The organism is Piscinibacter sp. PDB1-1, assembly GCF_056675995.1.
In genome coordinates this window covers 1,180,064-1,204,617 of record NZ_JBWVZJ010000001.1, presented here as the reverse complement: position 1 = coordinate 1,204,617, position 24,554 = coordinate 1,180,064, and the positions used below count along the sequence as shown (strand labels likewise).

The following is a 24,554-nucleotide window of genomic DNA, read 5'->3' as shown; positions in this document are numbered from 1 at the left end:
TAGCGGGCGTATACGCATGACCGCGTATGCACGCAGCATTGGAATTCCGCATCGCGGCGGAGCGAGCTTCGCCGTGTCGGTCCTGGAAAGTCAGGGTGCGTTTGGATCCGCCAACCAGGTTTCCAACTGGTTCATCAATGCGCTGCGCTTGAAATGCGTCTGGCCGAACCGTCGACCGTTGTTTCCCATTCTTGCTCGTACTTCCGTTGGCATATCCGCGAGAGCCCGTGCGTGACGCGCCAGTGCTTCGGCGTCGCCCGCCGGTGCCACAAGCCCGGCGTTCGACTCCTCAATCACGCGAGCACCCTCACCGTCCAACATGCCCAATATGGGCTTGCCCCCCGCTAGATAGCTCTGGACCTTGCCCGGGATTGTCAGTGCAAAGATTGGTTCTGCCTTGAGTGCAACCAGCAACGCATCGGCTGCGGCAAAGAAGCTGGGCATGCGCTCGACCGGGTGGCGGCCCAGCATCACAACCGACTCTGAGAGTCCGAGTCGTTCGATGTCTGCTCGTACCTGTGGTGCGGCGCGGCCATCGCCAACGATCAGCCATCGGATGTCGCGGCGATCGCGCGTGAGCACAGCAGCCCGAAGCAGCGCAGGGAAGTCTTGTGCCTCACCGATGTTGCCGGCGAAGACGATATTGAATGCCGCGCCTTGTGCGGTTACTTCGGCTGCGGGTTCGATTCGGTTGGCCGGTGAATCGAAGACCTCTTCGGACCACTGGGGGAAGTAGCGAAACCGCTCCGTGGATCCTGCCCAGCGGCGGATCGGCTCAATGAACGCGCGTGACTGACCGAGGATCAGGTCGCAGCGGCGATAGATGAACCGGCACAGCAGGCCGACAGCCCACAGGTGCCACTCGGTCTTGATCATGCCGACGGCCTGCAGTGTGTCCGGCCAGAGATCCAGCACCCACATCGAAAGCGGCGCTCGCTTGATCCGCTTCAGCAGGATCGCGGGAAGAGCTGCCGTTATTGGCGAGGTCTCGAAGACGAAGATTGCATCGAAACGGCGACCACTCACCATACGTGGACCCAGCGCGCAACCCCAGAACACGAAACTGCAGTAGTTCAGCAACAAGCGCAGACTACCTTGGCCTCGAGGTCGCAGTGGCACGCGCAGCACATCAGCACCGGCGTAGCGTGAGTAGCGCGCCGGGTCTGCCACGAAGCCGGGATGCAGCACGCCTTCCGGATAGTTTGGCCTGCCGGTGAGAACGGTGACATCGTGCCCGCGGGCGGTCAGTTCCGAGACGATTTCGTTGACGCGAAAGGTCTCCGGCCAAAAGTACTGGCTTACGACAAGTATCCGCACCGTCGCCTTACTCGTAGCGGCGCCATACGACGCGCTGAATGTAGTCCGTGTAGCTATGGACGATGCGCACGACCTTGTCCGAGACATTGGGCATGCTGTAGTCGTTGACCTGGCGCAGCGAGCGCTCGGAGCCGCGCGGTTGCGTCTGCAGGATTCCCAATGCCTGGCGAACCCGGGTGAGTTCAAGACCGACCATCATCACCGACGCCTCCTCCATGCCTTCCGGACGCTCGTGCGCCTCGCGCAGATTGAGCGCGGGGAAGTTCAGGATCGACGATTCTTCTGTGATGGTGCCGCTGTCCGACAGTACCGCCTTGGCGTGCATCTGCAGCTTCACGTAGTCGTGGAAACCCAGCGGCTTGAGCAGCCGCACCTGCGGAGGGAAGCTGACACCCACCGCGGTGATGCGTTTCTGCGTGCGGGGATGCGTGGACACGATGACCGGCAGGTCGTGGTCCTCGGCCAGGCCGTTGAGCACTGCGCACAGCTTGTTGAAGCTGCGGTCGGACTCGATGTTCTCCTCGCGGTGCGCGCTGATAACGAAGTACTTTCCGGGCTCGACGCCCAGGCGCGCCAGCGCGTCGGATGCGTCAATGCGGTCGCGGTAGTGGGTGAGCACCTCGAACATCGGGCTGCCGGTTTTGATCACCTGGTCGGGCGGTAGACCCTCGCGCAGCAGGTACTCGCGGGCGATGTCGCTGTAGGTCAGGTTGATGTCGGCGATGTGGTCGACGATGCGGCGGTTGGTCTCCTCCGGCACGCGCAGGTCGAAGCAGCGGTTGCCGGCTTCCATGTGGAAGATCGCGACCTTGCGGCGCTTGGCCGGGATCACGGCCAGGCAGCTGTTGGTGTCGCCCAGCACCATCAGCGCCTCGGGCTTCTCCTCTTCCAGCACCTTGTCGACGGCGATGATCAAGTTGCCGATCGTCTGCGCCGCGTTCGCGCCGGCGCTGTTGAGGAAGTGGTCGGGCTTGCGCACGCCCAGGTCGTCGAAGAAGACCTGGTTTAGTTCGTAGTCGTAGTTCTGGCCGGTGTGGACCAGCACGTGGTCGCAGTGCTCGTCCAGGCGCGCGAGCACGCGCGACAGGCGGATGGTCTCCGGCCGCGTGCCCACGACCGAGACGATTTTCAGTTTCTTCATGCTTGCTGCACCTTCTGGGCGACGGTGTCGGGCTTCTGGCGGTCGAAGATCTCGTTGGCCCACACGAGCACGACGAGTTCGTCTTCGCCGACGTTGGTCACGTTGTGGGTCCAGCCCGGGATGGTCTCGACGATGCGGCCCTCGCCGCCCTGCGTGACGATCTCGTGGGTCTCATTGGTGATGATGTGGCGGTAGCCGAAGCTGGCCGTGCCCTTGATTACCAGGAACTTCTCGGTCTTGGTGTGGTGATAGTGCTCGCCGCGCGTGATGCCCGGGAAGGCGGTGAAGTAGCCAAACTGACCGCAGTCCGGTGTCTTGAGCATCTCCACGAACACGCCACGCGGATCGGCGTGGCGCGCCACTGTGTACTCGAACGCGGGCAGCGGCAGGAAGCTGACGTAGGTCGCGTACAGCGCGCGCGTCAGGCCGGTGCCGACGCGCTCGCTCACCAGGTTGTCGCGACTGGTGTGGAAGGCGCGGATCTGGTCGGCGAGGGCACCCACGGTGATGTCGTATTCCGGTCCAGCTTGTAGCTGGCCGGACGGCGGCGTCGCGTCGTCGAGCAGTGCGGTGAAGTGGCGCACCACATCGTCGACGTAGATCAGCTTGAGCGACGCGTTCGGGTCGTTGACGGCGATGGTCTCACCGCGCACGATGTTGTGGCAGAAGGTCGCGACAGCCGAGTTGTAGTTCGGACGCGACCACTTGCCGAAGACATTGGTCAGGCGGAACACGTACGCCTTCGCGCCGGTGCGTCTGCCGTAGGCCAGCAGTTCGTCCTCGGCCTTGCGCTTGCTGCGGCCGTAGGGGTTGTCCAGCGCTGCCTGTGTGGACGAGGCGTAGACCACCTGCGGCGGCTGAGGCTGCGCTGCCATCGCCGCGCACAGCGCCTGCGTGAAGGCGTGGTTGCCGGTGGCGAATTCCGCCGGGTCCTTGGGCCGGTTCACGCCGGCCAGGTGGAAGACGACGTCCACGCCCGCGAGCAGGCCGGCGAGGTCTGCAAGGGCCGTGTCGTGCGGGATCTGCACCAGATCCGCGTGACCCAGTTCCTGGAGCCGAACCTGCAGATTGCGACCGATGAATCCCCGGCCGCCAGTGAGGGCGATGCGCATGTCAGTCCTCCGGATTGGCGGCTTCACCGGCGGAGATGCGGCGCATGAAGTCCAGCTTCAGCAGCAGGCGCTTCATGCCCTCGACGTCCAGGCGGTCGGTGTTGTGGGAGTTGTAGTCCTCGCTCTCGGAGATGCTCACCTCACCCTGCTCGACGAACTTGCCGTAGTTGAGGTCGCGGCCGTCCGGCGGCACGCGGAAGTAGCCTTCGAGGTCCTCGGCTGCGGCACGTTCTTCGCGGCTCAGCAGCGCTTCGTAGAGCTTCTCGCCGTGGCGCGTGCCGATGACGCGCACCTCGTGCTCGGGCTTGCTCATTAGCGACAGGATGGCCTCGGTCAGCACCGCGACGGTCGCGGCCGGTGCCTTCTGCACGAAGATGTCGCCGTTGTTGCCGTGCTGAAACGCGTACAGGACAAGTTCGACGGCGTCGTCGAGCGTCATCATGAAGCGTGTCATGTTCGGGTCGGTGATCGTGATCGGCTTGCCGGCGCGGACCTGCTCGACGAACAGCGGGATCACTGAGCCGCGCGAGGCCATCACGTTGCCATAGCGAGTGCCGCAGATGACGGTGCCGGTGCCTTCGAGGTTGCGTGAGGCGGCAACCATGACCTTCTCCATCATCGCCTTGGAGATGCCCATCGCGTTGATCGGATAGACGGCCTTGTCGGTGCTCAGGCACACGACGCGCTTGACGCCTGCATGGATGGCGGCTTCGAGCACGTTCTCGGTGCCCAGAACGTTGGTGCGTACCGCTTCCATCGGGTGGAACTCGCAGGACGGCACCTGCTTGAGAGCCGCGGCGTGGTAGCAGAAGTCCACACCGCGCATCGCGGTCTCGACGGCGCGCGCGTCGCGCACGTCGCCGATGTAGAACTTCAGCTTCGGGCTGTTGTAGCGCTTGCGCATGTCGTCCTGCTTCTTCTCGTCGCGGGAGAAGATGCGGATCTCGCGCAGGTCGGAGTCCAGGAAGCGACGCAGCACGGCGTTGCCGAAGCTGCCAGTGCCACCCGTGATGAGCAGAGTCTTGTCGGTGAACATGGTTGGTATCAGAGCTTGGAGTGCGAGCTCAACGCGGCGCGACAGAGGTCGTCCTTCTGTTGCGGCGTCGGGTAGTTGATCAGGACCGCGCGGTATTGGCCCTTGAAGACGAAGAGGCTGCCGGCGGCCGCGCCGATGACGCCGCAGGCACCAAGCAGTTCGCCGACGTGGTTGAGCGACCCGGCGCCGCCCAGGACGGTCAGCGGCACCTTCAGTGCGGCGCGCATCTGGCGGGCCAGGTCGACGTCGTAGCCCTTCATCTCGCCGTCGCGGTCGACGGAATTGATGACGATCTCGCCCGCGCCCGCGTCCTGCATCTGGCGCGCGAAGGCGACGGGGTCGAGCTTGTGCGCGGTCCCGGCGTTGTGCGTGCAGAGCTCATAGCCCTTGCTGAACAGGCCACCCCTCTTGCGCACGTCCAGCACGGCGACGACGCTCTGGCGGCCGATGGCCTCGGCCATGCGGCCCAGCAGCGACGGATCGGCCACGGCGGCGGAGCTGACGGAGACCTTCTCCACGCCCAGGTCGATGATGCGCGCGGCCTGCTCGGCGGTGGTGACGCCGCCGCCGTAGCACAGCGGCATGCGGCACTCGGCGGCCAGCTTGGCGATCAGCGCGTAGTTGGGCTCGACCTTGTTCACCGCGGCGTCAATGTCGATCACCATCAACTCGTCGGACTCCTTCTCGTTGAAGATCTTGACGGCGTTGATGGGATCTCCGACGTACTTCGGCGCCTTGAACTGTTGGGTCTTGACCAGCCCGCCCTTGTGGACGAGCAGGCAGGGAATGATGCGGGGACGCAGCATGGGGTCAGAGCTCCGCGAAGTTCTTCAAGAGCTGAGCACCGAAGTGATGGCTCTTCTCGGGGTGGCACTGCACGCCGTGGATGTGACCCTTGGACACGATGCAGTCGAAGTCCAGCCCGTACTCGGCCGTGGCGGCGACGTCGGTCTTGTCCTCGGCGTCGAAGTAGTACGAGTGCAGAAAGTAGAAGCGGGGCTCGGGCTCGAAGTCGGTGAAGAGTTTGTGGCCGGGGCGGACCCGGAGGTCATTCCAGCCCATGTGCGGCATGGGGAGGTCCTGCGAGGCCGGCGTGTTCGCGAACGCCTTGACGCGGCCGGGCACCCAGTTCAGACCGGGCAGCACGCCCTCGTCGCTGCCACCGGCCAGCATCTGCATGCCGACGCAGATGCCGATGACGGGTACCTGCTGCGCCAGCACCAACTCTTCCAGCCGCGGGCGCATGCCCGACTGGTTGAGCAGCGTCATCGCCGTGTCGAACGCGCCCACGCCGGGCAGGACCAGGCGGTTGGCACCATCCAGTTCTTCGGCGCTGCGCGCGCGCGTGGCCTCCAGGCCGAGGCGCTTGAACATCGTCAGGAACGCCTGGATGTTGCCGACGCCGTAGTCGACGATGCGGATCATCGGAAGTACCTCTTTTCCAGTCCCAGCCAGCGCATGGCGTTGGCGCCGAAGCCGATCATCCAGCGCTTGTTGCGGTAGTCGCGGTAGGTCTTCTTCGGCAGCTCGAAGATCTGCTGCAGCTCATCCACCGTCAGGTCGAGCTTGTGGGCGACGTACTCGAACTCCTGCTTGAGGAAGTGTTCGTCCATCTCGGGCCGCGAGATGCGGTCCAGGGCGGCTTCACGCGTCATCTGGCCCGTCATGATCAGGCTCGAGAAGTGCGCGCGACGCTTGTGGAAGCCGAAGCGGCGCGGCAGCCAGTAGTCCTCGTAGAAGCGGGTGAATCGCGATTCGTGGTGCTTGTGCTGGAAGCGCTGCCAGCCGAAGCGGCGGCCCAGCTCATCCTCGGCATCTTTCTTGACGAAGGGCACGAGGTTGAGCGGGTGGTGCACCTTCATGCCGAGGATCTTCTGGTAATACAGCTTGTAGACCATGATGTCCTTGAGCGGGAAGGTCTCCAGCCGCCGCTCGCCAAAGCGGCCATGAATGTCGTTGAACAGCAGTTTGTCGATGCCCAGGTAGCCGCCCCACTCCTCGGGCTCGCGGCAGCACTCGGTGGAGAAATTCGAACCGGTGATGATGTGCTTGATCTTGTACTGGTGCGCGAACTTGTACAGCGACGAGAAGAAGGAGGCGTCCTGCGGCAGGTCCTGGTCCGGGATGCCGGACTTCAAGAAGGCGACCTGCAGATCCTTCATCTCTTCCCAGTTGATGACCTCGGTGTAGAGGTCGAGGCCGAGGCCGTCGACAAGCTTCTCGATGTTGCCTACGGCCTGATCCGTATTCCAGCCGGCATCGACGTGGAAGAGCAGCGGGCGCAGGCCCATCTTCTCCTTGGCGACGTAGGCTGCGTAGGAGCTGTCAAGGCCGCCGCTCAGGCCGATGACGCAGTCGAAGTCCTTGCCCTTACCGGCCTCGCGGATCGCGTCGGCCATCTGCGCGAGCTGGTAATCCCCTTCCGGGCCGGTGCGCCAGTTGGGCTTGATGATGGCGTCGAAGTTGATGCAGTAGTCGCAGTGGCCGTTCTCTTCGAACCGGATGTTGGGGTCCGACGTGTCCATGATGCAGCGGCTGCAGATGCGGTAGTTTTGATTTGACACGGTGGTCCCGTACGTATCGGCTGAGCGGAAAAGGGCGGATAGAAGACTAGGTCGCGGAGCGGGCGAGATCGGATGGGAGATGCCTCAGGCGATCGAGCAGCGTCAGCAAGGAACGCACGAACACCCATCGGCTCCAGAGCTTACGTGACAGCGGGCGGCGCCCGACGCTGGCGTTGCCGCCGTGGACGCGACGTTGAAGCGTGGTGCGCGGCAGGTGGACGTTGGACTTAGCTAGGTTGGCTGCCATCGCGATCCACAGGTCGTGCGACTCGACGTAGGCCGGGATGGGCAGGATGAGCGGGCGAAGCTCTGCGCGCAGGCCCATGGCGCAGCCGTCGTAGAAGGCCTTGCCGGAGAAAATGCGCACAATGTTGGCAACGTGCTCGTCGGACTGGGCGGCGTTCAGGCCGGTGTGCAGCGGCGCGATTGGCTGGCCTTCGCCGTCCATGAAATCGCTGTTGGTGGACACCAGCAGCGCGTCGGCCAGCGCCTCGCGCATCGCGGCCACACGGCCATCCAGCCAGACGTCGTCTTGGTCGGCCATGAGGATTACTGGATTGCCGGCAAGCGACAGCACTTTGGAGAAGGTCTGCACATGCCCGAGATTGCGCTCGTTGCGATGGATCTTCACGCGCGAGTCGCCCAAGCGCTCCAATAAGGCGATGGTGCCGTCGCGCGAGGCATCATCGAGCACGACAAGTTCGTCATCCGCACCCAGCTGTGGCAGGATGGACGCCACCTGCTCGGCGAGGAATCTCTCGCCGTTGTAAGTGGCCATGCAGACGCTGATGGTCGTAGATTGCCAATCGCGGGCTGGTTCTGGTGGTCGGGAAGTGGAACCGAGTCTCCTCATGGCTCGCTCCGTTGTCTGCCGTGGCGTCCGCCGTGACCAATGACACCGTGCCAGACGCCCGAGGCGAGGGCGCCGAATCGCGCGCCGCGCTGGTCGGCGATGATTAATTGCAAGGTCTGGTGCACGAACTCCGCGGCGATCTCCTTGAATGCGAACACGGTCGGCACCTCGCGCCGACGTAGCAGGAGCAGTGCATTGCGCATGCGGTAGTAGCTGCGCACGGGGCCGTCGATGAAGACCTTGAGCGGCCCCGTCTGCACGACCTTGTCGCCGATGGTGTGGCGCATCTCCAGCGTGGGGTCAACCAGGATGGGCACTTGGCGGGCGCGAGCGCGCAGGCACCACTCGATGTCCACGTAATCCAGGAAGAGCGATTCGTCAAACAGCCCGACAGCGGCGAAGGTCGGCGCAGTAACAAGTGATCCGGATGAGATGCGCGAGTCGACCGGGTAGGGCGCGCGCCGGCCCGCCGATACGACCTGGCGGGGGTAGCCCCACTGGTTGAGCACGTAGTTTGGACATTCGAAGCCCTGGCGTTCGTCGAAGTGCAGCGGGCCGATGACGCCAAGTCGGGTCACGTCCAGGTGCCGGGCCAGGTCGGCCACTAGCCGGTCGTGGATGGTGCTGTCTTGGTCGAAGAAGAGGATGGCCTCCGCGCCTTCGGCGAGTGCGCGTCGGACGCCTTCGTTCTGCGCCTTGGCGATGCCGGCGTTGTCCCCCATGGAGATGCCGGCGCAGCCGGCCGGCGTCGGCGATCCGCCAGGGGTGTTGTCCACGACGATCACCTGCGCGCCGGCGGCGAGTAGCGTGCCGGTCAGCCGCTCCAGCACCTCTGGCGTGGGGTGGTAGGTGACGATGACGGAGAACAGCTTCATGACGCGGATCTGCCCGTCGCGCGCGGGTAGAGGGATGACCAGTACCAGAGAATCACCAGCATTCCGTACGAATTGAACATCACGGGGTTGGTCATCGACATCAGGACGAAGAGCAGCACGGCCACGGTGTAGCCGCCTCGGTCGCGCAGGTAGCGTCCCAGACCGCGCACGGGCATCAGAAGGCAACCGTACAGCACCAGCGTCAGCGGGATGCCGAAGTAGCGGGTCATGTCAATGGGGGTGAGCTCAGTGTAGGCCTTGAAGACGCCCGAGCCGGATGAGAAGTAGAAGCTGGCCAGACCGCGCCCGAATAGGGCGCTGGTGACGGTGAGGTCGTCGATGAAGGAGTTGAAATGCCCGATCTTCACGGCGTTGGATTCCTCGCCGGGGCTCAGCACCTGAGAGTCGCCTAGCACGGCCCACCAGAACAAGCAGGCCAGCGCGCCAAGCACCACTATCAGAAGCCAGCGTTGCACAGGCCGTAGCGCGCGCAGCGCGAGGAAGGCCAAGTACAGCACTGAAACTCCGATCAGTGCGCGCAGGCCGCTCACCAAGATCGCGGTCATGATGGCTACCAACTTGATTAGATCCATCTGCCGGCGCCACGGCGAGAACAGCCGCATGCCCACGACGGCCAGTCCCACGAACAGGAAGGGCGCCGTGCCCAGTTGCAGTGTCGCGGTCGCTCCGCCTTCGAAAAAATCTCGGTTGGAGGCCGCGCTGAAGTTGTAGTTGGTGAAGAACTCATAGACTGGGCCCGCGAATGGGAAGTCGCCCGAACCTAGGATGGACAGCCAGAACGCCACGGTACAGGCCAGCAGCACGTAGGCCGAGCGCTCTGCAAGCCGGTCCATGTCGATGTCGTGGGCCTTGATGTAGTAGATCAGTGGCAAGACCAGCGTGGATGTCACGAACTGCACCGCAATGCCTAGATCTGCGTGGTTGACTATCAACGACAGCGCCAACCCGTACAAGAAGATGCTGCTGATGATGGTGGGTGCGAACGAGGGAAAGGTGATAACGCCCATCCGCCGCCACATGTTCAGCAGCAGCCACAAGAACATCAGCGCGAACGGCAGCTTATTGATGCCGGCTGCGGGGCCGATCAGTGTCATGTAGACGAAAAATGAGAACAACAGCACCGGCCACTTGTCACCGGGCGCGGGGAAGCCAACGCCGCGAAACCGCGGAATGGTGGTCATGCAGCGGGCCTCAGCACGTCAGTAAGCCAAGTGTCCAGCGTGTAGCGACGAAGCACGTCGTCGCTCATGGGCGCCATCGGCGTCTTCACGAACGAAGGGTCCAGCGCGGGCCCGGCGGCTTGGATCACGCGGATATTGTCTGCGCAGTAGAAGTCGTAGTTCACGATATCCGTCGCAGTCGTGATGAGCTTGCGGGAAGCGCCGATGGTCTCGATGGTGCGCATCGTCATGCCGGTCTGAAGCGCGTGCGGCAGATCGTAAATGCAGCGCGATCGGGCGTTGATCCGCAGCATCTCTCGATAGGGCAGGGTCCGCGTGTGGACGTCGGCGGCATTGCGCTTGAGCGCCAGCTTCAGCCAAGTCAACCAGCCGGTGAAGAGGTAGACGTGGGTGGTAAGGCCCTTCGCGCGCGCGTCGGCCTGCATGCGCCGGATCGACTCGAGCCGATCCGAATGCAGCCAGCCGACGAAGGAAACGTCGATGTCCTGTGGCAGATCCAGCCTGGGCGCTTCGCGGAAGAACAGCGGGCGGAATTCGATGCCGGGGCGCTCGGTGGCGTCCTTGCGGTCGAAGCTCAGCACGCGATGGAACAGCGGAAGCCGTTCCTCGATGCCGTCCAAGCGGTTAAGCGAATCCCACTGGTAGAGCACGAACTCGGCTTTGGGCAGAGTGGCGCGCAGCGTCTGGAGGAAGGGCACGCGCAGGCCAATGCCCCTGATCACGAGCACTTGGTCAAAACCGCGATCATGCGCGGCGGCGAGGATGCGCTGCTCGTGGCGAGCGACAATGCCGCCGGGGGTCCAGCGCAGGTGGCGCAGTAGGCCCGCGAGCAGGCCTTCACGCAGAACATACGGCATATCCTCGAAGACAGTGAGCTGCGCCCCACGCTCCCGCAATCGCGTCGCGATGCTGTGCTCATAGTCGTAGAACCCGATGCCGATTAGCAGGATCCTGCGGCCGACCAGATCCCGGCGGGGAGCCTGGCTCATTTGTAGAGCCCCTTGGCTTTCATCTCGGCGATACTCTGGTCGTAGGTGTCGGCGCGCACAACCTGACCGTCAACCCACGCGGCGAAGCGCCGGATGCCGGTTGCGAAGTCGACTTTGGGCAAGAAGCCCAGTAGCGCACGGGCCGCCTCGATGTCAGCGAAGTTGTGGCGGATGTCGCCCAGACGGAAGTTGCCGGAGATGCGCACCGGCACGTCCGCGCCGTAGGCCGCGATCAGCGAACGCGCCACCGTCAGCACGCTGGTGCGCTCACCCGCGCCGACGTTGACGACATGCTGACCGGGATCGTCCAGCTCGATGCCCGCGACGGTCGCGTCGACCACGTCGTCGATGTACACGAAGTCACGGCTTTCCTCGCCGTCCTCGAAGATGACGATCTCGTTGCCGTTCTTAATGCGCGTCGAGAAGATCGAGAGGATGCCGGTGTACGGGTTGGACAGCGACTGGCCCGGGCCGTAGACGTTCTGGTAACGCAGCGCCACCCCGGGGATGTTCAGCGACCGGCCCAGCGTCAGGATCATCTGTTCCTGGTTCTGCTTGGTGATGCCGTACAGCGAGGACGGGTGGATGCGGCTGTCCTCGGTGGTGGCGAGGAGCTCGGCGTCGGTGCCGCAGTGCGGGCACTTCACGTGGAAGTCGCCGGCCTGCATGTGCGCGGCCTCGCGCGCCAGCGGGTAGACGACGCCGTGCTCGGCGCAGCGGTAGCGGCCCTCGCCGTAGATGGAGCGGGAGGAGGCGACGACCAGCTTGCGCACGCTGTGCGGATGGTTGGCGAGCAGGTCAAGCAGCAGGGCGGTGCCGCGGATGTTCACGTCGACGTAGCGCTCGATCTCGTACATCGACTGGCCGGTGCCGGTCTCGGCTGCCAGATGGACGACGGAGTTCTGGCCTTCGAGGGCGGTGATCCAGTCCTCGCGGTTGCGCACGTCGCCGCGCAGGAAGCGGACCTGGCCGGCGATGGTGGCCAGCAGCGGCGAGTCCTCGCCGTGGATCTGCGGCGAGAGGTTGTCCATGACGGTGACGACATGGCCGCGCGCCACGAGCGAGCGCGCCAGGTTGGAACCGATGAAGCCGGCACCGCCGGTGATGAGTATGTTCATGGGTGGGTCTTCGGAGAAACGTCGGATGCCTGGGGCTCGCTCAACGGCGAGGCGATCGGGTCGGCCGGCGCGGCGAGGAAGCTGCCGTCGGGTGCCGTGCGGCGCCATTCGCCGGACGCCGCGTCGTAGCGCTTGACGATGCGCGCCGGCGTGCCGACGAGGACGCAGTAGTCCGGGAAGGTGCCGCGCACGACGGCGTTGGTGCCGACGATGCAATGGCGTCCCAGCCGCGTGCCGGCCTGGATGCTGGCGCGCGCCCCGATGAAGCAGTCCTCGCCGATGATGGTCAGCCGGATGTCCAGCGGCTGCAGCGCCGGCGGCTGGTCGATGCGGTCGTAGCGGTGATCGGTGTCGGTGATCATCACGCCGAAGAGCACGGAGGTCCGCGCGCCGATCTCGACGTGCCGGGCCGCGGTCAGGTGGCAATGCTGCTGGAAGCTGACGCCGTCGCCCAGCACGATGCGCGGCGCGGTGCCGGCGGTGGTCGTGTCGAGGTCGATGCCCTCGAAGCGGCAACCCGGCCAGATCAGCACGTCGTTGCCCACCTCGAGGTACTCGGGGGTCCAGAACAGCGGGGCCTGGATGATGGTGCCGCGGCCCAGCGAGCGCAGGCGCGGACCGTGCCAGAAACGCGTCACCCACCCCGCCCACAGGAAGCTCAGACGCTGCCGGCGGCGCGTGGGCGGCTGGCGCCAGAAACGCATCAGGCGGCCGATCATGCGGCGGCCCTCCGGCGCGCCCAGCAGAACCACGGCATGGGGTGCACCTTGTTGCTGAGCCAGAAGGCCACGAGCATCACGACGAACATCGTGGTGGCGAACGCGTAGGCCGCGCCGATCGGGCCGAACTCGCGGATGAGCAGGTAGTTCAGGCCGAGGTTCAACGACATGTTCAGCGTCGTCACCATGGACAGCAGATAGGTCTTCTTCACGAAGAAGATGTAATCGATGTACGTCATGTAGACCGACGTGAAGAAGTAGCCGACGGTCAGCCACGGCACGTAGGCGATCGCCTCGTGGAACTTCGGATCGATGAACCAGCGGAAGGCCACCGGCACCAGCAGGTTGAAGACCACGAAGAAGGCCAGGAAGCCGGCCATCACGCCGTAGGACATGCGCACCAGCTGGCGTTGCGTGTCGGGCGAAGGATCGCGCAGGCGAGGGAACAGATAGGGCGCCCAGGCGCGGTTGAAGGCCGACAGCAGGACCATGACCACGGCGGTCACCTGCGCGGCCACCGCGTACTGGCCGGCACCGGTCAGGCCGACCAGCGCCACCAGGAACAGCCGGTCGGCGAGCCGGATCGCCTGGTTGCCCAGGTCGTGCGGCAGCAGGCCGAGGCCGAAGCGGAACACCTCGCGCAGCATCTCCGCGCCGGCCGGCCGGCGCAGGTAGCCGTGGTGGCCCAGCCAGACTAGTGCCGCCAGCGACGCCAGACCGCCCGCGCTGGCGTAGGCCCACATGCGGCCTTGCCAGTGGCCGTTGAGCGAGACGACGAACGCATACGACAGCAGCACCGTCGCCAGCGCCTGGCCGACCTCGACCAAGCCGAATGACAGGGGGCGGTTGCTCATGCGCAGGATCGACGACAGCACCTGCGGCAGCACGGCCAGGCCGGCGATCAGCGGCATGGCCGCGAACCACGAGGAGGGGACCTGCAGCAGCGGCGCCGCCCAAGGCGCGGCGATGGCAGCCAGCAGCGTCATCAGCACCAGCGACACCAGCGGCACGCTCAAGGCCGTCGCCACGAAGCGGCGGAAGGAGTCGGGGTCCAGCCGGCCGTGCTCGACGGACACGATGCCCGGCACGCCCCAGGTCAGCGGCGGCGTGAAGAAGGCGATCAGCGTCGTCATCGTGGCGACGATGCCGTACTCCTCGACGCTGAGATAACGCGTCATCAGCGGCAGCAGCGCGAGCGGCAGCGCGCTGCCGATGATGCTGCTGGCGGTGTAGATGACGAAGGAACGCTTCAGGCTCATGACGGGGGCCGCTCTGTGTCAGGCGCGAGGCGTGGCCGCGAGGGCAGCCGGCGCGGCGGATGCCGAGGGCGCGAAAGGCTCGCCGGTGCGCAGCAGCCGCTCCAGGATGCGGGTGGCCCGCGCAGCGTCGAACGGCTCGAAGAACACCTGCGGCGCGCGCGGCGGCCGGTCGTGCGCCAGCGCCTCGACCAGCGCGGCGGCGTCGTTCACGACCTCGACGCCGTCCAGCGTCATCAGGTCCGAATGCGTGGCGTAGTCCAGCTCGGGAATGATCAGCAGCCGGCGTCCGGCCTGCACCGCCTCATACGCGACAGTCGACTGGATGAGCAGCACATCCGAGGATCCGGCGAGCAGGGTCTGGACCGTGACGTCGGTGCCGTGCACGGTCACGTTCTGCACATCGGCGAGTTCGGCCTGGATGGCGGCCAGGCTGGAGGCCTGTCCGGGATGCAGCTTGTAGAGGAAGCGGCGCGACGGGGCGCGCGGCGCGGTCTCGCGCAGCCAGCGGACTAGGGCGTCGTGGTACTTCAGCGCGCTGATCACCAGCACCGCGCCACCGGCGGGCGTGGGGGCCATGCGCGCGGGGTGGAAGACGTCGTTGCCCATCGCGATGCGATGGCGCGCGGGGTAATGGCAGCCGTCGATCCAGAACTGGGAGAACGCGAACATCACGTCCGGGAACATCGCTCGGCCGGCGCCATGCACGCTGGCGGGATAGGCGTAGCCGGGATGCGCAGCGTTGATCAGGCCATGCTGCGCTTCCAGGCAGGGAATGCCTGCTTCGCGCGTGGCGCGGAACAACGCCTTCTCGATGCCGTTCTGGTTGAGCAGCACCAGGCGCGGCCGCACGCGTGCGAGCACCTGGGCATAGCGGCGGCGGCCGATCTCGAAGTCGGCCAGACGCTGGCGCACGAACGCGTCGAGGTCGACCGGGATGCCGAACTCGCCGTTCAGGCGGCGTTCGAGCGCATCGAGTTGCGCGGGACGCGGAGCGAGTCGGCCTGCGCGGGCATAGCCGCGGTCGTAGCGATGCGGGAAGGTGTTGATGACCAGCTTGCGTCCGGGGCAGGCAGCGATCACCTGGTCCAGTCCGGTGTCGATGCGGCGGCCGTCGCGCACTAGGCGCGGCGCGCGGTAGACCAGCACGTCATGGCGTCCCACCCACAGGCGGACTTCCAGGTCGACTCGCAGCGCGAGACGCGTCGCCAGATGGCGCAGACGCATCGCGAAGCTGGGCGGGGTGGGCGTCTCGGGGCCTACGCCGGCGATCTGGTTGTAGACCTGCTTCATCACATCGTGGCGCACCACGTCCCACCAGCCGGGATCGGCCACGCGGGTGTCGGGGAAGAGCGCGAGCTCTTCCTCGATCTGCATGAAGCGGCGGTTGAACTCCAGGACGTCCATCGGTTCAGCTCCGCGACGACGAGGGCAGCAGCCGCTCGGCGCGCGCCCAGTCCTCAGACGTGTCGATGTCCTGGCTCTCGGCGCGGTCCGGCATGACCAGCGCGTGCATGTCCTCGGCATAGAAGCTCTGCGTGGCCCGCAGGCGCGCCGGCGTGGACACGTAGATCGCGCCGTTGAGCGTGTAGGCCTGCGGCAGGTCCTGCGAGCGCAGCTTGAGGCTGTCCCAGCCGCAGAAGGGCTGCATGCGCGAGCCCTCGACCGAGAAGGTCCAGGCGGGATGGTTCTCGGCGGGGCTCACGCCCACCACCGGCGCATCGGCGCCCAGGGCGAGGAAACGCGACGCGGCGTCACGGATGGTCGCCGCGGAACGGAACGGCGAGGTGGGTTGCAGCAGCATCATGCCGGCGACGGTGCCGCGCTCGTGCTCGTACCAGTCCAGCGCATGCAGCACCACGTCGATGCTGCGCGCGGTGTCGGTCGCGAATTCGGCGGGCCGCAGCCAAGGCACCAGCGCGCCGTGCGCGCGCGCCGCCTCGGCGATCTCGGCGTCGTCGGTGGAGACCAGCACGTCGACGAAACAGCCGCTCTCGCGCGCCGCGTCGATGGTCCACGCGATCAACGGCTTGCCGCCCAGCGGCAGCACGTTCTTGCGCGGCAGCCGCTTGCTGCCGCCGCGCGCGGGAACGATGGCGAGGAGGCGGGCGTCAAACGGCATGGGCGGGCACAGGCGTCGGCCGCGCGAGGCGCTTGCCGATCTGCATCAGGGGGAGTTCGAAGCGGTGGTACAGCACGACCGACACCACCACGGTCAGCGCCACGATCAGCGGCACCTGCACGGCCGCGCCCACGTCGGGTAGCCACAGACGGCAACCCTCGCGCACCAGCGGATGCAGCAGGTAGACCCCGTAGGTCGCCAGACCCAGCTGCGTCAAGGGCATCGCCAGCAGCCTGGGCAGCGCGATCGCCGACTTGAAGAAAGCCGGCACCAGCAGCACCGAGGCCGCGCTGAAGACGAAGCGGTTGGCACCCGTCACCAGCAGCGCCTGGTCACCGACCACCGGATACAGCACGAACACGCCCAGCGCGACCGCCATGGCCGACAGCACACGGGCCGTCGACCAGGCCGGTCCCTTTGCGTTGAAGTAGAGCGCGACGCCGGCCGTGTACAGGAAGAGGTTGTTGAAGGGATTGACGTAGGTCGCCCACTGCGCCGCGAGCGTCGCCTGCGGGCTCATCCAGCGGAAAGCGAAGCCCGCGCCAATCGCCAGCGTCACCAGCAGTAAGGCATTGCCCAGCTGGCGGCTGCGGTTATACAGGATCACGATCAGCGGAGTCAGGCTGTAATAGACCATCTCGTTGCCGATCGACCATGCGCCCACGTTCAGGTAGCCCGTCGGCAGGATGATGCCGAACAGCGTCGTCAGGTTCAGCGCGACCAGCCGCCAACTGGGCGCTTCACCGCGCGAGACCAGCAGCACCGTGATCGTGAAGACGGCCAGCCACAGCAGCGGCCAGATGCGGAAGATGCGCCGCACGCCGAAGCGCCACACGCCTGCCCAGCTGCCCAGGAAGCGGTGATAGCCCACCGCGATGCTCAGGCCCGACAAGACGAAGAACATCGACACGCCGTACACACCGAACCGGCCCAGCACCGTGTCGGCCTTCTGCGGCGCGACATCCCAGGTGATGAGGTGGTACAGCATTATGGACGCGGCCAGCAGGCCGCGCAGCCAGTCCAGTGCCTCGTAGCGGCCGGCGGCGTCGCGCCGCGCTCCCGCCTCAGCCACGGAGCACCCCGGCTACTTCATCCTGCGCGCGCTGGAAGTCCTCCATGCGGCCGATGTCCAGCCAGTACTCGTGCACCGGGAACATGTTGACCAGCTCGCCGGCCGTCATGCGCTGCTCCAGCAGCGTCGGCATGTCGATGCGCTGGCCCTCGCTCACCGCGTCCAGGACCGACGGCGACAGCACGTAAATCCCCGCGTTGATGAAGTAGCGGTACGCCGGCTTCTCCACCATCGACGTCACCCGCAGGCCGTCGCTCTCGATCACGCCGTAGGGCACGCGATGCTCGTACTCGCGCACGCACATCGTCGCCACGCCGTCGTGGCTGTCGTGGAAGTCCAGCAGCTTGTTGAAGTCCAGATTCGTCAGCAGGTCGCCGTTCATCATGAACATCGGCTCGCGGATCCGGTCCTTGGGCAACAGGCCCAGCGCGCCGCCCGTGCCCAGCGGCTCGTCCTCGTGCACGTACTCGACGTCGATGTTCCAGCGCCCGCCGTCGCCGATGCGCTCGCGGATCATCTCCGGCCGGTAATGCGTCGAGATGAAGAAGCGGTGGAACCCAGCCGCCACGAAGTTCTCGATGATGATCTCGAGGATGGGCTTGTCGCCGACGTTCAGCAGTGGCTTGGGGCAGTGGTCCGTCAGCGGCTGCAGCCGCTTGCCGAAACCGCCTGCCATCAGGAACACCGCGTTGTCGCGGCGCTTGGGATGCAACAGGTCGTGCAGCGTCTGGATCGACACGATGCGCCCCTGCTCGTCCACGATCGGGATCTGCAGCAGGCGGCGGCGCTCCATGCGCGCCAGCACCTCTTCCTTGGACGCGGACGCCGGTGCCTTCTCCGGCGACCGGCCCATGATCTCCTCGGCCGGCGTGCGCATCGGCAGCTGGCGCAGCAGCGCGCGGCGGATGTCGCCGTCGGTCAGCGTGCCGAGCACATGGCGATGCTCGTCCACGACCACCGCGATCTGCAGGCCGCCGCGGTCCAGCGCCGCCATCGCGTCATGCAACGTCGCTTGCGGGGAGATAAGAACGGTTTCCCAGTTTTTCATCGTCGGTCGTTCCGGAAGACTTCGCGTTGGTCGGCGGTCCTCAACGGACCGGGGCCGCCAGCAGCTCTTGCAGCGCGTGGATCACGCGCTGCGGTTGATGTTCAGGGGCCGGGGCCAGCGCCTCGCCGTGCTCGGTGCCCGGACGGATGATGCGCACCGTGCACATGCCCAGCCGATGCGGACCGGCGAAATCCTTGTGCGGGTTGTCGGACACATACATCGCCGCGTCCCCCGCCACGCCCAACGCGGTCAGGATGCGCTCGAAGCCCACCGGCGACGGCTTCCACGCGTCACGGCCCAGCTCGTCGGTGATGACCACCTCGTCGAACAGCGCCGCCACGCCCAGCGCCGCGAGCTTGCGACGCTGCACCTCCGCCCAGCCGTCGGACAGCAGCGCCAGCCGATGGCCGCGCGCGCGCAACTCGGTCAGCACCGGCACTGTCTCCACATGCGGGCGGATCGCCGGCGCATGCTCGCGATAGACCGGCACCAGCACGCGGCCGACGTAGTCTTGCGGAGCCGCGACGTCCAGCGCCGCCAGCGCCGCGCTCATCAGGTCGCCGCGCTGACCGGCGGCGAAGCGCCGGCGCAGTTCGGGTTCGATGTCCACGCGCAGGTCCTGCCAGACGCGTTCCGCCAGGGCGCGATGGCCCGAGCGCACGAAGTCGGCTTCCGGATACAGCGTGTCGTCCATGTCGAATACGATCACCGCCGGCAGCGGCGCGTCCAGGCCGCGCGGCACCGTCAAGCTCGCCGGGGGCAGGAAGATCGAGCGATCGGTGCGGGTCATGACCATGCCGTCATGCACCGTCGCGCCCGCTACCGACGGCGCGCGCCCGGCGGCCATCTGCAGGATCCAGCGCGGCCAGTCCGCGCCCGCGCCGATCGCCAGTGGCAGACCGCCGCCCATGCGGGCATTCAGTTCCATTGCCACCCAGCGGCCCGGCGCAGGATTGCGGAACTGCACGGTCACCGGGCCGATGCAGCCCAGGCCCGACGCGATCGCCATCGCGCGCGCTTCGAGTTCCGGAGACCGCTCGACAACGCCGCGCGTGACCTCGCCGCCGCGCACCTGCAGCCGGCGGCGCGGGACCGCGCACAGCGCCTGGCCCGACAGGTTCAGCAGCACGTCCACCGTCGTCTCGTCGCCGCCGATCAGGCGCTCGACCATGGGATCGGCCGTCTCGGCCAGCCGCGCGCGCAGCTCGTCCGCGTCGTTCACGCGCACCGCGCCGATGGATGCGGAGCCCGACGCCGGCTTGATGAACAGCGGGAACACGAGGTCCGGGGCGCCCGGGTCAACCGCCTCGGGAACCTCGGCGCCCAGCGCGGCGAACGCGTCGCGGCTGAGCCGCTTGTCGCGCGCGATCCGGATCACCGAACTCGGCGACACCAGCAGGCGCGCCTGGGGCGCGCGCTCGGCGATCTGCGCACGCCAGCGGTCCAGGCGCACCAGGTCCGGATCGATCGTGGGAATCACCAGATCGATGGACTCGCGCACGAGGAAGTCGCACAGCGCGTCGAGGAAGGCCTCGCTGTCGATGGGCGTCGGCAGCTCGACGCGGCGATCGACGACGGCCAGCGCGGGCGCCAGCGGGTTGGGGTCGCTGCCCCAGATCAGGCCCGGCGACACCGCCGGCAGCGCCCGCGCGAAGGCCTCCACCAGTTCACAACGGCGACCGACGTTGAGGAAGAAGACGTTCATGGCGGGAGCGGAGGGTGTGCGGGCCGGTTCAGGCCAGCCAGGGCTTGTCTACGGCTAGCGGCCAGCGCAGGCGATCGAACAGGGACAGGGCTCGCGCGGCGAAGGTGCCATCGCCATACGGATTGACCACGCTGCGGCTGCGCGCCGTGAATTCCGGGTCGATCGCCGCAACAATGGCGCGGCCGATCTCCGCCGCGTCGAAGGCGCAGTCCAGCACGTTCGCCGCACGGTCACGGCCGGCCTGGCGCGCGCCGATGTTCACGACGGGCAGGCCGGCGGTGGCCGCCTCGATGATCCCTGACGAGGAGTTGCCCACCATCGCCGCGGCGTGGTGCAGTGCGGCGACGTAGCGGCGCAGTCCCAGGTTGGGCACGTAGCGCGCGTCGGCGCGCAGGCCCGGCAGCGACTCGCACAGCGCGAGGAAGGGCGCGTTGCCCGGGTCGGCGCAGGGCGCGGTGATCAGGACCTGACGCGGCGTGGCCAGCAGGGCCTGTCGCGCTGCCTCTGCCAGACGCGCGTTGGTGGCGTCGTCGACGTTGGTTTCGGGGTGCAGCGTCACCAGCAGGAAGGGGCGGGCCGGGTCCAGGCCGAGCACGGCGCAGAATTCCTCGCGCGGCGTGACCGCCGTCTGCACCAGCGCGTCGAGCTCCGGCGCACCCAGCACATGGATGGCCGCCGGGTCCTCATGCAGCGCGGCGACGCGTGCGCCGCAGCCCTCGGACGCGACCAGATGCAGCGCAGCCAGCTTGGACAGCGCATGCCGCACGCGCTCGTCCAGCGCGCCCAGCGTCAGATGCCCGCCGCCGATGTGAATCACCGGCACGCGCGCCAGCATCGCCGCTTGCGCGGCGGCCAGCATTTCATAGCGATCTCCCAGAATCAGCAACGCATCGGGCCGGCGCTCCTCCAGCCACTGCGCCACGCCTGCGAGCACGGCGGCGCTCTGCACGCTGGCGCCGCCCTCGACAGCCGGCAGCAGGCAGTCCAGCGGCAGGCCGCTGCGCTCGACATCCTGCAAGGTGCGGCCCAGGCGTTCGTCATGGTGGCCGGCACCCGCCGCGAGCAGCAGGCGGTAGCGCGGCGACGCATGCAGCGACTGGTACAGCGCCTCCATGCGGCCGAAGTCGGACCGCGCGACCGTGAGCGAGGCGAGCGTGAGGGGCCGGGAAGACATGGATGGGGGCTTGGCGTCGATGGCGTCGGAGGCTGCGGGGCGGCTGGCGATCAGGCCAGGTCGGCCCAGTCGATCAGCGCGTTCTCGGCGACGTCGCGCGCGAGCTTGCGGCCAATGACCTGGTCGACGTCCATCGCGGGGATGCCGGTGCCGGGCCGCTTGGCGGTCAGGTCCGCGTCCACGATCACATGGTCCACGGACATCGCGCGAACGGCGACGATGGACTTGCGCGCCACCTTGGCGACTTCGAGCTCGACCGGCCAGGGGCGCTTCTCGCCGTGACCCAGTGCCGAGTTGATGTTGCGGATGCCGTCCACCAGCGCGCGCAGCTCATGCGGCTCCAGCGAGGCCGCTTGGTCCGGGCCGGGCAGCTTCTTGTCCAGCGTGAAGTGCTTCTCGATGACGGTCGCGCCCAGGGCCACGGCCGCCAGCGAGATCTCGATGCCCGGCGTGTGGTCGGAGTAGCCGACCGGCAGGCCGAACTCGCGCGCCATCGTGGCCATCGCGCGCAGGTTGGAGAGCTGAGGCTCCGCGGGGTATTGCGTCGTGCAATGCAGCACCGTGACGGGGCCGCTCTGGTGGTGTTTCAGGAAGGCCAGCGACCGGCGGACTTCTTCCAGCGTTGCCATGCCGGTCGACACGATCAGCGGCAGCTTCGTCACGGCGGCGGCACGTAGGAGGAACGGATTGACCGTCTCGCCCGACGGAATCTTCATGCGGCGCATGCCGATGGTGCCGAGGAACTCGGTCGACGGGACGTCAAAAGGCGAGGAGAGGAATTCCACGCCCATGTCGTTGGCGTAGGCCTGCAGGGAAAGCGTCTCGTCGAAGGACAGCTCCAGTCGGCGCGCCAGCTCGAGGAAGTTCTTGTCTCCATCCTTCATGTAGCCGGCCAGAGGGGTCTGGTCGGTCATGACTTCCTCGGCCTTATAGGTCTGGAACTTCACGACGTCGACGCCGGTGTCCTTCGCCGCGGCGATCATTTCCTTGGCGAGCCCGATGTCGCCGTTGTGGTTCACGCCGATCTCGGCGATGACAAGCGTCTGGTCCATGTCCGGTCCGATCGTTGTTTCGTGGTTCAGGTCAAGCCTCGTGGGTGAGGGGATGGGTGCCGCCTCAGACGGGCAGCACGCTGCTCGGAAGATTCACGACGCGCGCTTCCAGCCACTGCGCGTTCTCCAGCGGGCCGCTCAGCGCATTCGCATGCGCGGGCAGCCGCGTCATCAACGCCCAGATCGGGCGCGTCATCACGCCGGCGTCGTTGGTCGCTTTCAGCAGCGCGTCGCGCTGCTCGGGGCTTTCGCAAATCACGCCGTTCAGCCAGTAGTTGGAATGGCAGTGCTCAGGCTCGACGATGGGTTGTAGGTCGGTGCCCTCGAAGAACTGGATGTAGCGCTGCGCCAGCGCGCGCTTCGACTCCAGGAACGCCGGCAACTGCTCCAGCTGCGCGCAGCCCAGCGCCGCGTTCAGGTTGGGCATGCGGTAGTTGTAACCCACCTCGTCGTGGAAGAACTCGTACGGGTGCGGGATCTTGGCCGTCGTGGTCAAGTGCTTGGCGCGCTTGCCTAGCTCCTCGTCCGCCAGCACCATGCCGCCGCCTCCGGTCGTCATGATCTTGTTGCCGTTGAAGCTCAGCACTCCGATGCGGCCGAAGGTCCCCGTGTGGCGGCCCTTGTAGTAGCTGCCCAGTGACTCCGCCGCGTCCTCGATCAGCACTAGGTGCCAGCGCGCGCAGACCTCGACCAGCGCGTCCAGGTCGACCGGATGACCGAAGGTGTGCATGGGCACGCAGGCGCGGATGCGGCGGTGACCGTCTCGCGTGCGGCAGTCGCCGGTGTCGTCGATCAATGCATGTTCCTGCAACCACGCGTCCAGCGCCGCTGGCGACAGGCCCAGCGTGCGACGGTCCACGTCGATGAACAGCGGCTGCGCGCCGCAGTACGCGATCGCATTGCAGGTGGCTACGAAAGTCAGCGACTGCGTCACCACCAAGTCGTTGTGCTCCACGCCAGCCAGCACCAGCGAGATGTGCAGTGCCGCCGTCCCGTTCACTACCGCCACGGCCCGCGGGCTGGCGCAAAACGCGGCGGTGTCGCGCTCGAAGCGGTCCACGTACGCGCCCACGCTGGACACGAAAGTCGAGTCGATGGTGTCCAGCACCAACTCGCGCTCGCGGCCGCGGAAAACCGGCGCATGCAGCGGGATGAACTCGGTCGTGGCGTATTGGTCGCGCACGAAGCTGACGAGGCCGTCGAACATCCTGGACCTCAGACGTTGTAGATGTGGGCCTTGTATTTGGCCAGGTTGGCCGGCTGCGTCATCCAGTGGATGGTGCGCTGCAGGCCGTCGCGGATGTCGTGACGCGGCTCGAAGCCGGTCAGCGCACGAATGCGGGAGTTGTCGCACCACAGGCGGAAGACCTCGGACTTCTCCGGTCGGATGCGCTGGTCATCGGTGATGAACTCAACGTCGCTGCCCATCAGCTCCTTGATCAGGTTCAGCGTGTCGCCGACGGAGATTTCGTAGTTGGAGCCGATATTGACGGTCTCGCCGGTCGATGGAGCGCAGTGGGCCAGCTCCAGGAAGCCGCGGCAGGTGTCGGCCACGTAGTTGAAGTCACGCGTGGGTGTGGTGTCTCCCAGTTTGATCTGCTTCGCGCCCGAGGCGATCTGCGTGATGATGGTCGGGATCACCGCCCGGGCTGATTGCCGAGGGCCGTAGGTGTTGAATGGTCGCGCGATCGTGAGTGGCAGACCGAAGGAGTTGAAGAAACTCATCGCCATCGCATCGGCGCCGATCTTCGACGCGCTGTAGGGAGACTGTGGTTGCAGCGGGTGCTTCTCGTCGATCGGGACGTAGCGGGCTGTGCCATAGACCTCGCTGGTCGACGTATGAATGACGCGTTTGACGCCGTTGTCCAGTGCGGCCTGGCAGATGTTCAAGGTGCCACGCACATTGGTGTCGACGTAGCTCTCGGGGGCGATGTAGGAGTACGGGATCGCGATCAGGGCAGCCAAGTGATAGATGGTGTCCACGCCCCGTGAGATGTGCCGGCAGTAGTGGGAGTCGCGGATGTCGCCGCTCAGCACCTCGATGTCCTTGATGCGAGGGATGTCTTCCAGCCAGCCCCAGGAGTTGAAGGAGTTGTATTGCGACAGCGCGCGTACCTCGTGCCCTTGCTCTAGCAGCAATTCGACGAGGTGGGAGCCGATGAATCCGTCGGCACCTGTGACGAGAACTTTTGACATTGG

The 24,554-nt window shown here is 66.4% G+C and carries 23 protein-coding genes; all 23 read right to left on the bottom strand.

All coding sequences use genetic code 11. From position 1 onward, the window contains the following. Positions 1-90: 90 nt before the first annotated feature. Complete coding sequence (locus AC1KAR_RS05490; protein WP_480315325.1) at positions 91-1,317, bottom strand: glycosyltransferase family 4 protein; 1,227 nt, start codon at positions 1,315-1,317, stop codon at positions 91-93. 7 nt (positions 1,318-1,324) lie between these two features. Further along, positions 1,325-2,458 (bottom strand): non-hydrolyzing UDP-N-acetylglucosamine 2-epimerase, encoded by a 1,134-nt coding sequence (wecB, locus tag AC1KAR_RS05485; protein ID WP_480315323.1) that lies wholly within the window; start codon positions 2,456-2,458, stop codon positions 1,325-1,327. Beyond that, positions 2,455-3,570, bottom strand: a complete 1,116-nt coding sequence (gene wbjC, locus AC1KAR_RS05480) for a UDP-2-acetamido-2,6-beta-L-arabino-hexul-4-ose reductase (RefSeq protein WP_480315321.1) — start codon at positions 3,568-3,570, stop codon at positions 2,455-2,457. The genes wecB and wbjC overlap by 4 nt, the downstream gene beginning before the upstream one ends. A 1-nt stretch (position 3,571) precedes the next feature. Then, positions 3,572-4,606 (bottom strand): polysaccharide biosynthesis protein, encoded by a 1,035-nt coding sequence (locus tag AC1KAR_RS05475; RefSeq protein ID WP_480315319.1) that lies wholly within the window; start codon positions 4,604-4,606, stop codon positions 3,572-3,574. Positions 4,607-4,614: 8 nt separating this feature from the next. Then, the gene (locus AC1KAR_RS05470; RefSeq protein ID WP_480315317.1) at positions 4,615-5,412 is read right to left on the bottom strand and encodes an AglZ/HisF2 family acetamidino modification protein; all 798 of its coding nucleotides are present in this window, start codon (positions 5,410-5,412) and stop codon (positions 4,615-4,617) included. Between the two features lie 4 nt (positions 5,413-5,416). Next, positions 5,417-6,031: an imidazole glycerol phosphate synthase subunit HisH gene (hisH, locus tag AC1KAR_RS05465; RefSeq protein ID WP_480315315.1), complete on the bottom strand. Its 615-nt coding sequence runs from the start codon at positions 6,029-6,031 to the stop codon at positions 5,417-5,419. Then, complete coding sequence (locus AC1KAR_RS05460) at positions 6,028-7,170, bottom strand: N-acetyl sugar amidotransferase (protein WP_480315313.1); 1,143 nt, start codon at positions 7,168-7,170, stop codon at positions 6,028-6,030. Before AC1KAR_RS05460 ends, hisH begins: the two co-directional genes overlap by 4 nt. A 46-nt stretch (positions 7,171-7,216) precedes the next feature. Further along, positions 7,217-7,948, bottom strand: coding sequence for a glycosyltransferase (locus AC1KAR_RS05455; RefSeq protein ID WP_480315311.1), 732 nt, complete (start codon positions 7,946-7,948; stop codon positions 7,217-7,219). A gap of 71 nt (positions 7,949-8,019) precedes the next feature. Further along, entirely contained in the window at positions 8,020-8,898 is an 879-nt protein-coding gene (locus AC1KAR_RS05450) for a glycosyltransferase family 2 protein (protein WP_480315309.1), read from the bottom strand. After that, positions 8,895-10,100 (bottom strand): hypothetical protein, encoded by a 1,206-nt coding sequence (locus AC1KAR_RS05445; protein WP_480315307.1) that lies wholly within the window; start codon positions 10,098-10,100, stop codon positions 8,895-8,897. The genes AC1KAR_RS05450 and AC1KAR_RS05445 overlap by 4 nt, the downstream gene beginning before the upstream one ends. Then, on the bottom strand, positions 10,097-11,089 hold the full coding sequence (locus tag AC1KAR_RS05440) for a WaaS/CpsH family glycosyltransferase (protein ID WP_480315305.1): 993 nt from the start codon (positions 11,087-11,089) through the stop codon (positions 10,097-10,099). The genes AC1KAR_RS05445 and AC1KAR_RS05440 overlap by 4 nt, the downstream gene beginning before the upstream one ends. Beyond that, complete coding sequence (locus tag AC1KAR_RS05435; protein WP_480315303.1) at positions 11,086-12,207, bottom strand: NAD-dependent epimerase/dehydratase family protein; 1,122 nt, start codon at positions 12,205-12,207, stop codon at positions 11,086-11,088. Before AC1KAR_RS05435 ends, AC1KAR_RS05440 begins: the two co-directional genes overlap by 4 nt. Then, positions 12,204-12,926: an acyltransferase gene (locus AC1KAR_RS05430; RefSeq protein WP_480315301.1), complete on the bottom strand. Its 723-nt coding sequence runs from the start codon at positions 12,924-12,926 to the stop codon at positions 12,204-12,206. Before AC1KAR_RS05430 ends, AC1KAR_RS05435 begins: the two co-directional genes overlap by 4 nt. Then, a complete protein-coding gene (locus tag AC1KAR_RS05425; protein WP_480315299.1) occupies positions 12,923-14,185 on the bottom strand; it encodes a lipopolysaccharide biosynthesis protein in 1,263 nt (420 codons plus the stop codon). The genes AC1KAR_RS05430 and AC1KAR_RS05425 overlap by 4 nt, the downstream gene beginning before the upstream one ends. Positions 14,186-14,203: 18 nt before the next feature. After that, complete coding sequence (locus tag AC1KAR_RS05420) at positions 14,204-15,589, bottom strand: hypothetical protein (protein WP_480315297.1); 1,386 nt, start codon at positions 15,587-15,589, stop codon at positions 14,204-14,206. Positions 15,590-15,593: 4 nt separating this feature from the next. Continuing rightward, complete coding sequence (locus AC1KAR_RS05415; RefSeq protein WP_480315295.1) at positions 15,594-16,304, bottom strand: acylneuraminate cytidylyltransferase family protein; 711 nt, start codon at positions 16,302-16,304, stop codon at positions 15,594-15,596. Further along, entirely contained in the window at positions 16,294-17,376 is a 1,083-nt protein-coding gene (locus AC1KAR_RS05410) for an acyltransferase family protein (protein ID WP_480315293.1), read from the bottom strand. Before AC1KAR_RS05410 ends, AC1KAR_RS05415 begins: the two co-directional genes overlap by 11 nt. Beyond that, positions 17,369-18,424 carry a nucleotidyltransferase family protein gene (locus tag AC1KAR_RS05405; protein ID WP_480315292.1) on the bottom strand — a complete coding sequence of 352 codons (1,056 nt, stop codon included), beginning with the start codon at positions 18,422-18,424 and terminating at the stop codon, positions 17,369-17,371. The genes AC1KAR_RS05410 and AC1KAR_RS05405 overlap by 8 nt, the downstream gene beginning before the upstream one ends. Before the next feature lie 40 nt (positions 18,425-18,464). Further along, a complete protein-coding gene (locus AC1KAR_RS05400; protein WP_480315290.1) occupies positions 18,465-20,129 on the bottom strand; it encodes an ATP-grasp domain-containing protein in 1,665 nt (554 codons plus the stop codon). Between the two features lie 28 nt (positions 20,130-20,157). Further along, positions 20,158-21,303 (bottom strand): UDP-N-acetylglucosamine 2-epimerase, encoded by a 1,146-nt coding sequence (gene neuC / locus AC1KAR_RS05395; protein WP_480315288.1) that lies wholly within the window; start codon positions 21,301-21,303, stop codon positions 20,158-20,160. 50 nt (positions 21,304-21,353) lie between these two features. Continuing rightward, positions 21,354-22,355, bottom strand: coding sequence for an N-acetylneuraminate synthase (neuB, locus tag AC1KAR_RS05390; protein WP_480315286.1), 1,002 nt, complete (start codon positions 22,353-22,355; stop codon positions 21,354-21,356). 64 nt (positions 22,356-22,419) lie between these two features. Beyond that, entirely contained in the window at positions 22,420-23,562 is a 1,143-nt protein-coding gene (locus AC1KAR_RS05385; protein ID WP_480315284.1) for a LegC family aminotransferase, read from the bottom strand. An 8-nt stretch (positions 23,563-23,570) separates the two neighbouring features. After that, positions 23,571-24,551 carry an NAD-dependent 4,6-dehydratase LegB gene (locus tag AC1KAR_RS05380; RefSeq protein WP_480315282.1) on the bottom strand — a complete coding sequence of 327 codons (981 nt, stop codon included), beginning with the start codon at positions 24,549-24,551 and terminating at the stop codon, positions 23,571-23,573. Positions 24,552-24,554 lie beyond the last annotated feature (3 nt).